At 74.7% G+C, this 12,142-nt stretch carries 9 protein-coding genes; 5 read left to right on the forward strand and 4 right to left on the reverse strand.

Going from position 1 to position 12,142, the window contains the following annotated elements:
- Window positions 1-78 precede the first annotated feature (78 nt).
- Window positions 79-1,272 carry an acetyl-CoA C-acetyltransferase gene (locus tag ABZW03_RS05640; protein ID WP_355252681.1) on the reverse strand — a complete coding sequence of 398 codons (1,194 nt, stop codon included), beginning with the start codon at window positions 1,270-1,272 and terminating at the stop codon, window positions 79-81.
- A 242-nt stretch (window positions 1,273-1,514) separates the two neighbouring features.
- On the opposite strand from ABZW03_RS05640, the gene mce reads away from it, so the two are divergent.
- The 3 genes from mce (at window position 1,515) to ABZW03_RS05655 (ending at window position 8,262) form a co-directional block, all read left to right on the forward strand.
- Window positions 1,515-1,955: a methylmalonyl-CoA epimerase gene (gene mce / locus ABZW03_RS05645; RefSeq protein WP_355252684.1), complete on the forward strand. Its 441-nt coding sequence runs from the start codon at window positions 1,515-1,517 to the stop codon at window positions 1,953-1,955.
- 532 nt (window positions 1,956-2,487) lie between these two features.
- Window positions 2,488-7,215 carry a hypothetical protein gene (locus tag ABZW03_RS05650; RefSeq protein WP_355252687.1) on the forward strand — a complete coding sequence of 1,576 codons (4,728 nt, stop codon included), beginning with the start codon at window positions 2,488-2,490 and terminating at the stop codon, window positions 7,213-7,215.
- 117 nt (window positions 7,216-7,332) lie between these two features.
- Window positions 7,333-8,262: a cellulose-binding protein gene (locus tag ABZW03_RS05655; protein WP_355252690.1), complete on the forward strand. Its 930-nt coding sequence runs from the start codon at window positions 7,333-7,335 to the stop codon at window positions 8,260-8,262.
- 111 nt (window positions 8,263-8,373) lie between these two features.
- Here the strand turns inward: ABZW03_RS05655 and ABZW03_RS05660 are convergent, their stop codons facing one another.
- Both ABZW03_RS05660 and ABZW03_RS05665 read right to left on the reverse strand, forming a co-directional pair.
- Complete coding sequence (locus tag ABZW03_RS05660; RefSeq protein WP_355252693.1) at window positions 8,374-8,694, reverse strand: hypothetical protein; 321 nt, start codon at window positions 8,692-8,694, stop codon at window positions 8,374-8,376.
- On the reverse strand, window positions 8,691-9,488 hold the full coding sequence (locus tag ABZW03_RS05665; RefSeq protein ID WP_355252696.1) for an alpha/beta hydrolase: 798 nt from the start codon (window positions 9,486-9,488) through the stop codon (window positions 8,691-8,693). The genes ABZW03_RS05660 and ABZW03_RS05665 overlap by 4 nt, the downstream gene beginning before the upstream one ends.
- 183 nt (window positions 9,489-9,671) lie before the next feature.
- Here ABZW03_RS05665 and ABZW03_RS05670 point away from each other — a divergent pair, with 183 nt between their 5' ends.
- Window positions 9,672-10,676 carry an ABC transporter ATP-binding protein gene (locus ABZW03_RS05670; protein WP_355252699.1) on the forward strand — a complete coding sequence of 335 codons (1,005 nt, stop codon included), beginning with the start codon at window positions 9,672-9,674 and terminating at the stop codon, window positions 10,674-10,676.
- On the forward strand, window positions 10,673-11,440 hold the full coding sequence (locus ABZW03_RS05675; RefSeq protein ID WP_355252702.1) for an ABC transporter permease subunit: 768 nt from the start codon (window positions 10,673-10,675) through the stop codon (window positions 11,438-11,440). The genes ABZW03_RS05670 and ABZW03_RS05675 overlap by 4 nt, the downstream gene beginning before the upstream one ends.
- Before the next feature lie 38 nt (window positions 11,441-11,478).
- Here ABZW03_RS05675 and ABZW03_RS05680 read toward each other — a convergent pair whose 3' ends face one another.
- Window positions 11,479-11,802: an ATP/GTP-binding protein gene (locus ABZW03_RS05680; protein ID WP_355252705.1), complete on the reverse strand. Its 324-nt coding sequence runs from the start codon at window positions 11,800-11,802 to the stop codon at window positions 11,479-11,481.
- Window positions 11,803-12,142 lie beyond the last annotated feature (340 nt).

The following is a 12,142-nucleotide window of genomic DNA, read 5'->3' on the forward strand; positions in this document are numbered from 1 at the left end:
CTCCGCCTCCCTCAGGCCGCGGGCGGCGGCGCCGCACCCCCCCGCCCCCCCCCCGGCCCTGGGGATCAGCTCGGTTGATCAGGCCTTCGGGACGCGCACGATCAGCGCGTCGCCCTGGCCGCCGCCGCCGCACAGCGCGGCCGCGCCGACCCCGCCGCCGCGGCGCTGCAGCTCCAGCGCCAGGGTCAGCACCACGCGGGCGCCGGACATCCCGATCGGGTGGCCGAGGGCGATGGCGCCGCCGTTGACGTTGACGATGTCGGAGGAGACGCCCAGGTCCTTCATGGACTGGTGGGCGACGGCCGCGAAGGCCTCGTTGATCTCGATCAGGTCGAGGTCGGCGACCTCCAGGCCCTCCTTGGCCAGCGCGTGCTTGATCGCGTTGGACGGCTGCGACTGGAGCGAGTTGTCCGGGCCGGCCACGTTGCCGTGCGCGCCGATCTCGGCGATCCAGCTCAGGCCCAGCTCCTCGGCCTTGGCCTTGCTCATCACGACCACGGCGGCGGCGCCGTCGGAGATCTGCGAGGAGGTGCCGGCGGTGATCGTGCCGTCCTTGGTGAAGGCCGGGCGCAGCTTGGCCAGGCTCTCGACGGTGGTGTCCGCGCGGATGCCCTCGTCCTGGCTGAACAGCACCGGCTCGCCCTTGCGCTGCGGAACGGCGACCGGGACGATCTCGGCGTCGAAGACCCCGTCGGCCTGCGCCTTGGCGGCCCGCTGGTGGGAGGCGGCGGCGATCTCGTCCTGCACCTCGCGCGGGATGCCCAGGCGGGTGTTGTGCTTCTCGGTGGACTCGCCCATCGGGATGTTCTCGTAGGCGTCGGTGAGGCCGTCGTGGGCCATCGCGTCGAGCATCGCGATCGCGCCGTACTTGAAGCCCTCGCGGGACTTCGGCAGCAGGTGCGGGGCGTTGGTCATCGACTCCTGGCCGCCGGCCACCACGATGTCGAACTCGCCGGCCCGGATCAGCTGGTCGGCCAGCGCGATGGCGTCGAGGCCGGAGAGGCAGACCTTGTTGATCGTCAGCGCCGGGACGTTCATCGGGATGCCGGCCTTGACGGCGGCCTGGCGGGCCGGGATCTGGCCGGCGCCGGCCTGGAGCACCTGGCCCATGATCACGTACTGGACCTGCTCGCCGGTGATCCCGGCACGCTCCAGGGCCGCCTTGATCGCGACGCCGCCGAGGTCGGCACCGGAGAAGCCCTTGAGGGAGCCCAGCAGGCGGCCCATCGGGGTCCGCGCACCGGCAACGATCACAGAGGTGGTGTTGGTCATGGGACGGGCCCCTTCGCACGTCGTGGCCAGGTGAGGATGCGCTCAATGTACTGACCTGTTACCCGCCCGTCACCGGAGCGACGGTGTGATCGAGCGCACTGGCACCCTCCAGTCAACACCGTGCCGACCCGCTCCGGGTGAACCGCCCGCCGTGTGAGCAGGCTCGCACGCCGGGCACTGGCGTCGGTCGCGGGGCATGCGCTGCACTGGGTGCACCTTCTCCCCACCACCCGGAGGCCGTCGTGCTGACCCGAATCGACCACATCGGCATCGCCTGCCGAGACCTCGACAAGACGGTCGAGTTCTACCGCGCCACCTACGGCTTCGAGGTCTTCCACTCCGAGGTCAACGAGGAGCAGGGCGTCCGCGAGGCCATGCTCCGGATCAACGGCACCGACGACGGCGGCGCCTCCTACCTCCAGCTGCTGGAGCCCACCCGGCCCGACTCCACGGTGGCCAAGTGGCTGGAGAAGAACGGCGAGGGCGTGCACCACATCGCCTTCGGCACCGCCGACGTGGACGGCGACGCCGAGGCGATCCGCGGCAAGGGCGTGCGGGTCCTCTACGACCAGCCGCGGATCGGCTCGATGGGTTCGCGGATCACCTTCCTGCACCCCAAGGACTGCGGCGGCGTGCTGACCGAGCTGGTCACCTCCGCGCAGCAGGGCCACGACGAGCACTGATCCCCGTCCGGACGGCCCCGGGGCGGGCGGCGCCCCGGCGGCAACCGGCGGTCCGCCCCGGCGGCAGCCGACGGTCCGTCGGTCATGACCCGTCAGTAACCTGGCGGGAAGAGCCGGAAAACACCCCTGCGGCCATTCCCCCGCAGTGCGCTCCCACTACAATGCCCAGGTGCGCGAAGGCTCCGGGGGACGGAGGCGACGGGCACGGCCGAAGACAGGCCCGTCCGCCCGCCGGCGGTCGGCCCGTCGCAAGGGGAGTCCATTACGCGGGCACGGCTGAACAGTCGCAAGACGGATCTGTCACCATTCTCCACAAGGCAAGAGTTCGCCCAGGAGTCCACTCGGACGGGGGAACGCGGCACCCCCGCGCTCCCGCGCCCCGGATTCCGACGACCGCGGCGGGCGGCCCCGGCATGGCGGGGGACCGTCCACGGGCTGCGGATGCAAGGACCAGTCGGACCGGCGCCCGGGAAACGGGCGCCCGGCACCGGCCGGGTCGAGGACGCGACCAGGAGATGGATGGGACCGCGGAGTGCGGGGCAACGACCGCTACGAGGTTGACGATCACCTCTCCCAGTTCGAGGCCGAGATGGGTCGGACTCGGAAGGAGCGGGACAAGGCAGTCGAGCATGCCGAAGACCTCGCCTACCAGGTGGAGGTGCTGCGGGCGAAGCTGCACGAGTCCCGCCGCATGCTCGCCCAGCCGCGCGCCTTCGACGCCGTCTCCGGCCAGGCCGAGCAGATGCTCCGCACCGCCGAGATGCAGGCCCAGCAGCTGCGCGCGGACGCCGAGCGCCAGCTGCGCGACTCCCAGGCCGCCACCCAGCGGATCATGGCCGAGGCCGCCGAGCGCACCGCCCGGCTGGAGGCCGACCTCGCCGCCCGCCGTCGGCAGCTGGAGGACGAGCTCGCCGAACTGCGCCGCTCCGCCGAACAGCACGTCAACGGCTGGGCCGAGCAGACCCGGGTCGGCTCCGAGCAGGAGGCCAAGCGACTGCTCCAGGAGGCCCGCGCCGAGGCCGAGCGGATGGTCGCCGCCGCCCGCGCGGAGGCCGTCGCCCTCTCCGACCAGGCCCGCGCCCAGACCGCCGCCGACGTGGACGCCGCCCGCGGTGAGGCCCAGGCCGCCGCCGAGGCCGCGCTGCAGCGGGCCCAGAGCGACGCCGAGCGCCTGCTGCGCGCCGCCTCCGAGCAGGCCCAGCAGGCCGGTGCCCAGGCCGCCGCCGACGTGGACGCCGCGCGGGGCGAGGCCCAGCAGCAGCTGGCCGCCGCGCACGCCGCCGCCGAGGGGCAGCTGGCCGCCGCCCAGGCCGAGATCGGCCGGCTCAAGACGCAGGCCGCCGCCGAGCAGGCCCGGGCCGAGCAGCAGCTCGCCGCGGCCAAGGCCGAGATAGAGCGGCTGCGCGCCGAGGCGATCGCCGAGGCGGAGCGCACCCGCCACGAGGCCGCCCAGCTGCGCGCCCAGGCCGAGCAGGCCGCCGAGCAGCTCCAGGCCGACGCCGAAGCCGCCGCCGAGCGCAAGGTCGCCGACGGCGAGGCCGCCAACGAGCAGCGCTCGCAGACCGCCCGGGCCGAGGTCGCCCGGATGGTCGCCCAGGCCACCAACGAGGCCTCGGCGATCCGTGCCGAGGCCGAGGCCATCCGTACCGAGGCCGCCACCAAGAAGGCCGAGGCCGACGCCGCCAAGGCCGCCGCGGCCGAGGAGAGCGAGCGGCTGCGGGCCACCGCCGAGTCGGTGGCCGCCGAACTGAAGGCCGAGGCCGAGGCGGCGATCGCCGAGCTGCGCGCGCTGGCCGAGCGGGAGGTCGCCGAGCTGCGCGCCCGGGCCGAGGCCGACGCCCAGCGGCTGCGCGGCGAGGCCGAGGAGGAGGGCCGGGCGGCCGGCGCCAAGGACGCCACCGTCCACCTCGCCAAGGCCGCCAAGACCGCCGAGGAGGTGCTCGGCCGGGCCAACCAGGACGCCGAGACCGCGCGCAGCGAGGCCGCCGCCGAGGCCGAGCGGATCCGGGCCGAGGCCGCCGCCGAGGCGCAGCGGCTGCGCGAGCAGGCCCAGGCCGCCGTCGAGCAGGCCCAGAACGCCGCCCTGGACGACGCCGCCGCGATCCGCGAGCGGATCGAGCGGATGCAGGACGAGGCGGCCCGGCTGCGGGCCGAGGCCGAGGAGCTGCGCGCCCAGGCCGCCGCCGAGGCCGACCGGGTGCGCGGCGAGGCCCGCCGTCAGGCCGTGGTCCAGATCGAGGAGTCGGCGAAGAACGCCGAGGAGCTGCTCACCAAGGCCAAGGCCGACGCGGACGAGCTGCGCGCGGGTGCCGCCGGGGAGATCGAGCGGCTGCGCGCGCAGGCCCAGGAGCAGGCCGCCGAGACCCAGGGGCGGGCCGAGCAGACCCTGACCCGGGCCCGCGCCGAGGCCGGGAAGATCACCGCGGCCGCCGAGCAGCAGGGCCAGGACGCGCTCGCCGCCGCCAAGGCCGCGGCCGCCGAGAACCGGGCCGCCGCCGAGCGCGAGACCGCCGAACTCCGGCGCGACGCAACCGAGTTCGACCAGCGGGTGCGCGCCGAGGCGACCGCCGCGGCGGAGGCCCTGACCACCGAGGCGCAGGCCGAGGCGAACGCCGTCCGGGACGCCGCGGTCGCCGACGCCGAGCGGGTGCGCACCGAGGCCGACACCGAGGCCGCCCGGACCCGGGCCGAGGCCGAGGCCGCCGCGAACGCGCTGCGCGAGGAGAGCCGGCGCGAGCGCGAGGAGGCCGCCGACGGGCTGCGCCGCGAGCGCGAGGAGACCGCCGAGCACCTGGACGCCGCCGAGGCCGCCCGCGAACAGGCCGAGCAGGCCGCCGCGCAGGCCCTGGCCGAGGCCGAGCAGGCCGCCGCGGATCTGCGGGCCCTGGCCCAGCGCGAGACCACCCAGCAGCGCGAGAACGCCGAGGCCTACGCCGACCGCGTCCGCACCGAGGCCGAACAGCACGCCACCGACCTCACCAAGCGCACCGCGGCCGAGACCGCCGAGGTCCGCGAGGCGGCCGACAAGCACAGCGCCGAGGTCCGCGAGGCGGCCGACAAGCACAGCGCCGAGGTCCGCGAAGCCGCCGAGAAGTACAGCACCGACGTCCGCGAGGCCGCCGAGCAGTACGGCACCGAGGTCCGCGAGCAGGCCGACGCCTACGACGCCCGGCTCCGCGAAGCCGCCGAGCAGCACAGCGCCGAGGTCCGCGAGGCGGCCGACGCCTACGCCGCCGAGCAGCGCACCGCCGCCGACGAGGTGCTGGAGCGCGCCGAGGCCACCGCCGAGCAGCGCCGCGCCGAGGCCGCCAAGGACGCCAAGGCCACCCGCGAGAAGGCCGCCGCCGAGCTGGCGCTGGCCAACGAGCAGGCCGAGACCGTCCGGGCCGAGGCCGGCCGCGAGCTGTCCGAGGCCCGCGCCACCGCCGACGGCATCCGCGCCGAGGCCGCCGCCGAGCTGGAGCAGGCCCGGGCCGACCGCGCCGAGCTGATCGCCGCCGCCAAGGCCGAGGGCGCCGAACTGGTGGCCGCCGCCGAGGAGGAGGCCGCCGAGGTCCGCCAGTCGGTGGCCGGCATGCACGAGGCCGCCGCCGAGCAGATCGCCGCGCTCAAGGCCGCCGCCGAGGAGGAGGCCGCCGAGGTCCGCGAGGCCGCCGAGCAGCACGCCACCGAGCTGCGGGTCCTCGCCGAGCGCGAGACCACCGAGCAGCGCGAGGCCGCCGACGCGTACGTCACCGAGCTGCGCACCCTGGTCGAGCGCGAGACCACCGAGCTGCGCGAGCTCGTCGACCGCGAGACCGCCGACCTGCGCGCCCGCACCGAGGCCGAGACCACCGCCCTGCGCGAGCAGACCGAGCTGGAGCTGGCCGCCGAGCGGGAGGCCGCCGAGGAGGAGCTCGGCCGCCTGCGCGCCGAGGCCCGGGCCTACGACGAGCAGCTGCGCGCGGACGCCGAGGCCGAGCTGCGCGCCGCCCAGGAGGCCGCCGAGCAGCTGCGGGCCGACGCCGAGGCGCAGGCCGCCCGTACGGTCGCCGAGGCCGAGGCCCAGGGCGCCCGCAGCATCGCCGACGCCGAGGAGCTGGCGGCCGGCCTGCGCGCCGAGGCCGAGGAGTACGCCCTCGCCACCCGCACCCTGGCCGACGAGTACGACGCCGCCACCCACTCCCGCGCCGACGCCTACGACGCGGAGACCCGGGAGGCCGCCGAGCAGTTCGACCGGGCCACCCGCGAGCAGGCCAAGTCCGTCCTGGAGAAGGCCTTCGCGGACGCCGAGGCGCTCGGCGAGGACGCCCAGACCACCGCGCTGGCGACCACCGCCGCCGCCGAGGAGCAGGCGGACGCCATGGTCGCCGCCGCCCGCAAGGAGGCCGACCGGCTGGTCGCCGCCGGCGAGGCCGCCGGTCAGGCCGAGGTCGAGAAGGGCCGCTCCGACGCGGACGCCCTGCTCGCCGAGGCCCGCCGGGACGCGACCGCGATCCGCGAGCGCGCCGAGGAGCTGCGCGAGCGCACCGACGCCGAGGTCGAGGCGCTGCACGAGCGCGCCCGCAAGGAGAACGCGGCCGCCATGAAGTCGGCCGGCGAGCGGGTCGACGCGCTGGTGACGGCGGCCCAGGAGCAGCTGACCGAGGCCGAGGAGCAGGCGGTGGCCACCGTCGCCGAGGCCGAGGACCGCGCGGCGGCCCTGGTCGCCGCGGCCGAGGACCGCGCGGCCGAGCTGACCTCGGAGGCCTCCGCGGAGGCCAGCAAGGTCCGGATCTCCGCCGTCCGCAAGGCCGAGGGCCTGCTGAAGGAGGCGGAGACCAAGCTCGCCGACTCCACCGACCGCGCCGAGGCGCTCATCGTCAAGGCCGAGGCCAAGCTGCAGTCGTCCGAGGCCGAGGCCGAGGAGCGGCTGGACCGGGCCTCCGCCGAGGCGGAGAAGCGGCTGCGGGACGCCGACGAGGCCGCGGACGAGCAGATCGAGCTGGCGAAGGCGGAGGCCGAGCGGCTGCTCGCCGAGGCGAAGGCCGAGGCGAAGCGGGTCACCGACGAGGGCCGGCGCGAGCTGGACGAACTGGTGCGCCGCCGCAAGGACATCAACACCGAGATCTCCAGGGTCCAGGACGTGCTGTCCGCCCTGGAGGCGTTCGAGGCACCGTCACCGGTCGCCCAGGCCAACGGGGGAAGCAACACCAAGAAGGACGGGGGCGCCAAGGCCGGTGCCGGAGTTGGCTCCCCCCGGTCGGGTGGCAATCGCTCCAAGAGCTCACCACCCGATTGAGCGGACATTGGCGGTCATTGTCCGTGAGAGAACGGCGTACAGCCGTCGACACTCCGGTACCGTGTCAGGATTCCCTCAACCACCTCAGCGGTTTGACGACAGGAAGCCCAGAACCCCATGAGCGACAGTCACTCCCCTCACGGCTTCGACCTGGTGCGCCGTGGGTACGAGCGCGCCCAGGTCGACGAGCGGATCACCAAGCTGGTGGCCGACCGTGACAGTGCCTTGACCCGGATCAGTGCGCTGGAGAAGCGCATCGAGGAACTCCACCTGGAGACCCAGTCGGCCCAGGCGGCGGTCACCGAGTCGGAGCCCTCCTACGCCGGTCTCGGCGCCCGGGTCGAGAAGATCCTGCGACTCGCCGAGGAGGAGGCCAAGGACCTGCGCGACGAGGCGCACCGCGCCGCCGAGCAGCACCGCGAGCTCGCCGAGGCCGCCGCCCAGCAGGTCCGCACCGAGGCCGAGAACTACGCCAAGGACCGCAAGGCCAAGGCGGAGGACGAGGGTCTGCGGATCGTCGACAAGTCCAAGAGCGACGCCGCCCAGCTGCGCGCCGAGGCCAACAAGGACGCCCAGAACAAGCGCGAGGAGGCGGACGCCCTCTTCGAGGACACCCGCACCAAGGCCGCCCAGGCCGCGCTGGAGTTCGAGACCAACCTGGCCAAGCGCCGCGAGCAGTCCGAGCGCGACCTGGCCGCCCGTCAGGCCAAGGCCGAGAAGCGCCTGGCCGAGATCGAGCACCGGGCCGAGCAGCTGCGCCTGGAGGCCGAGAAGCTGCGCACCGACGCCGAGCGCCGCGCCCGCCAGACCGTCGAGACGGCCCAGCGCCAGTCCGAGGACATCGTGGCCGACGCCAACGCCAAGGCCGACCGCATCCGCAGCGAGTCCGAGCGCGAGCTGGCGGCGCTCACCAACCGCCGCGACAGCATCAACGCCCAGCTGACCAACGTCCGCGAGATGCTGGCGACGCTGACCGGCGCGGCCGTGGCCGCCGCCTCGCTGCCGAACGACGACACCATGGGCGTGCCCGCCCAGCAGTCGCGCTGACGCACGCCCGACCGGGCAGCAGCACAGGCCCTCACCCGCCCGGGTGAGGGCCTGTCGGCTGTCGCGCCGTCATCACCTCGGGCGCTTCTGCGGGCTGTCGGCGGCGGGCGGCTACCTCGGGTAGGCGCCGTCCGGCCGCTGGTGCCCGCTGCTGAGCTGGTTGCCCTCGTCGTCCGAGACGGTGCCGAACCAGGAGGTGCACCAGACCGACACCGAGTCCGGCCAGTACTGCACCTCGAAGGGGTGCCCGGGCCCGTAGTCGCCGTACGAGGTGACGATGAAGGTCTCCCCCGGGCGCATCCAGTAGTCCTCGCCGAGCGGTTCCAGGGTCAGTTCGAGCAGCCCCTCGCCCCGGTTGGTCACGGGCATCCGGCCGGTCACCTCCAGCGCCGAGAAGTCCCAGGCCGCCGCGTCCTGGCTCTCCTGGCTCATCCGGCGGCCACCCGGGCGAGCAGGGTGCGCACGACGGCGTCGAAGGCCTCGGGCGCCTCCAGGGCGCTCAGGTGCCCCACCCCGGGCAGGACGGTCAGCTCGGCGTCCGGGCGGGCCCGCAGCATCCGCTCGGCCTCCTCCGGCGCCACCAGGGCGTCCTGGGCGCCCGCCACGATGGCGACCGGCACCCGCAGGCCGGCCAGCACGTCCAGGGAGTCCGGGCGGGCCGCCATGGCGCGCTGGGCCCAGGCGACGGCGGCCGGCGGCGCGGCGGCGACCATCGCCTGCACCCGCTCCACCAGGTGCTGCGAGTCCGGCCCGAGCTGCCCGGCCGCGACCTGCTCGTCCAGCAGCAGCCGCACGCTGTCCCGTGCGGTGACGGCGGCGGCGATCCGCTCCCGGTTGGCCCGGGCCGCGTCGGTGTCGGCGGTGGCCCGGGTGTTGGCCAGCAGCAGGCCGGCCAGCCGGCCGGGGTGGCGGCGGGCGAAGGCCAGCGCCACGTAGCCGCCCATGGAGAGCCCGCCGACCACCGCGCGCTCGATCCCGGCCGCGTCCAGCAGCAGCGCGAGGTCGTCCGCGACCAGGTCCAGCGAGGGCTCGTCGGCGCCCAGCGCGGTGCCGCCGAACCCCCGCTGGTCGGGGGCGAGCACCCGCGCTTCGTCCCCGGTCAGGCCGGGCAGCGCGTCCAGTTGGGACGACCACATCGAGGCGTTCAACGGAAAGGCGTGCAGCAGCACGAGTGGCGTTCCGGTACCGCTCTCGCGGACCGACACTGCAGAGGGGATCTCACTCACGCGCCCACCTCGCTTCGCTCGGCAGGGGCGTTCGCCCACACGCGCCTCTCGATGATTCGCTCGCTTCGCTCGCTCATGTTCCCAACCTATTCCGGCGCGCCCGTCGGACCCACTCAGCAGGTTCACTCAGCAGGCCGGGGTATCCCCTTTGTCCTAGCCTGGCAAGGAACTGAGGGAGCGCGGATGATCGAGTTGCACGACCTGACAAAACGTTACGGCAAGACGCTCGCGGTGGACCGGCTCAGCTTCCAGGTGCCCCGGGGCGTGGTGACCGGCTTCCTCGGCCCCAACGGCGCCGGCAAGTCCACCACCATGCGCATGATCCTCGACCTCGACCGCCCGACCGCCGGCCGGGTCACCATCGACGGCAAGCACTACGGGCAGCTCAGCGAGCCGCTCAAGTACATCGGCGCGCTGCTGGAGGCCAAGGCCGTCCACCCCGGCCGCACCGCCCGCGACCACCTGCTCTGGCTCGCCCAGAGCAACCGCATCCCCGAGCGCCGGGTGGACGAGGTGCTCGCCCTGGTCGGCCTCACCCCCGTCGCCCGCAAGCGGGCCCGCGGCTTCTCCCTCGGCATGGGCCAGCGCCTGGGCATCGCCTCCGCCCTGCTCGGCGACCCGGAGATCGTCATGTTCGACGAGCCGGTCAACGGCCTGGACCCGGAGGGCATCCTCTGGATCCGCAACCTGATGAAGCGCCTCGCCGGCGAGGGCCGGACGGTCTTCGTCTCCTCCCACCTGATGAGCGAGATGGCCGTCACCGCCGACCACCTGGTGGTCATCGGCCGGGGCCGGCTGCTCGCCGACCTGTCGATGCCGGAGTTCATCCGGCGCAACTCCCGCTCCGCCGTACGGCTGCGCGGCCCGGAGCCCGAGCGGCTGCTCGACGTGCTGGCCGAGGCCGGCCTGCGGCCCGAGCCGGGCCCCGACGGCTCCTACGAGGTGGTCGACGGGGACATCGCGCGGCTCGGCGAGCTGTTCGCCGCGAACGGCGTGGTGCTGCACGAACTCAGCCCGCAGCAGGCCTCACTGGAGGAGGCCTTCATGCAGATGACGGCCGACTCGGTGGAGTACCACGCGGGCGACGGACCGGGCCTGGACGCGGCCGGCGCGCCCGCCGAGTGGGGCGCCGGCTGGAACGGCGGACCGGCACGACAGACCGGCCCGGCAGGAGGAGAACTGCGATGACGTCCTTCCCGGCGATCCTGCGCTCCGAGTGGACGAAGATCCGCAGCGTCCGCTCGACGGTCTGGACGCTCGCGCTGACCTTCGTCGTCACGGTCGGCATCGGCGCGCTGCTGTCCCTGCTCACCAACAACAACTTCACCGAGTTCCGCCGGCACGAGCAGTCCCCGTTCGACGCCACCGGGACGTCCTTCTCCGGCATCATGCTCGGCGAACTGGCGATCATCGTCTTCGGCGTGCTGGCGATCGGCAACGAGTACAGCAGCGGCATGATCCGGGTCACCCTGGCCGCCGTCCCGCAGCGCGCCACCCTGCTGGCCGGCAAGGCGGTGGTGCTCGGCGCGCTGGCGCTCGCGGTCTCGGTGGTGACGGCCTTCGCCACCTTCTTCCTCGGGCAGGCGCTGCTCGGCGAGCACTCCACCTCGATCGGCGAGCCGAACGTGCTGCGGGCGGTGTTCGGGGCCGCGCTGTACCTGACGCTGCTCTGCCTGTTCGCGGCGGGCGTCACCACGATGCTGCACAACCAGACGCTCGCGCTCGGCGTGCTGGTGCCGTTCTTCTTCCTGCTCTCGCCGATCCTCTCGGCGGTGCCGAAGGTCAAGACCCTGGCGCACTACTTCCCCGACTACGCGGGCTCGCGGATGCTGCTGGTGTACGAGCAGCACGGCCAGCCGTACGGGCCGTGGACCGGCTTCCTGATCTGCCTCGCCTGGACGGCGGCAGCGCTGGTCGGCGGCGCGCTGGTGCTCAAGCGGCGCGACGCGTAGGGCCTGCCCGGCGGCGCCCGGCCGGGCCGGAGGGACCGTCAGTACCGCGGAGCGCCGCGCCCCCGCAGGACGTTGGAGGCCCGGCGCTCCCGCGCGCCCCAGCAGGCCCGGTGCCAGTGCCGCCGGTCGTCCACCCCCGCGCCGTGCATCGGCCAGGCCACCACGTGGCCCGTCCCCGGCGGGATCTCCTGGTCGCAGCCCGGGCAGCGGTAGAACCGCCCCGCCGTCCCGGCGACGGTCTGGACCACCCAGTCGTCGCCCTGGTAGCTCTCGGTACGGCGCAGCGAGCCGCCGAGCGGGGCGGCCGACTCCGCGCTCTCGCGGGGGGCGGCGCTCTTGATCCGGTTGCGGCGCGGCGACACGGCGGACTCCCTCTCCTCCTGGGCTCTGAGTCGTTCCAGCCTACGGCCGGCCGGGCCGCCGCACGGCCACTACCACGGCTCCGACCGGCACTTCGGCGTTTTTGCCGAGATCCACCCGATCATCGGGGAAATCCCGGGTTCCGCGTGCCATTGGCACATGACATCGGATACCCACGAGGGGAGAAGGCGGGGCCCGCAGACCCTGCGCGCACCCGAGGAGGCCCCACGATGAGCAAGACCAGCGCCCGCGCCGAGAGCGGTCGGCCCGCCGGGGCCGGGCCGGCCGCCCCCGGCCCGACGCTGACCTCCGTCCCGCCGGTGACGGCCGTCGCGGGCGAGC

This window comes from Kitasatospora sp. NPDC004799 (assembly GCF_040609095.1).
GTDB lineage: Bacteria > Actinomycetota > Actinomycetes > Streptomycetales > Streptomycetaceae > Kitasatospora.

Coding starts and splice junctions, on each gene's coding strand:
- ABZW03_RS05640 (WP_355252681.1), bottom strand. CDS start 1,272: ATGACCAACACCACCTCTGTGATCGTTGCCGGTGCGCGGACCCCGATG.
- ABZW03_RS05655 (WP_355252690.1), top strand. CDS start 7,333: ATGAGCGACAGTCACTCCCCTCACGGCTTCGACCTGGTGCGCCGTGGG.
- ABZW03_RS05660 (WP_355252693.1), bottom strand. CDS start 8,694: ATGAGCCAGGAGAGCCAGGACGCGGCGGCCTGGGACTTCTCGGCGCTG.
- ABZW03_RS05670 (WP_355252699.1), top strand. CDS start 9,672: ATGATCGAGTTGCACGACCTGACAAAACGTTACGGCAAGACGCTCGCG.
- ABZW03_RS05675 (WP_355252702.1), top strand. CDS start 10,673: ATGACGTCCTTCCCGGCGATCCTGCGCTCCGAGTGGACGAAGATCCGC.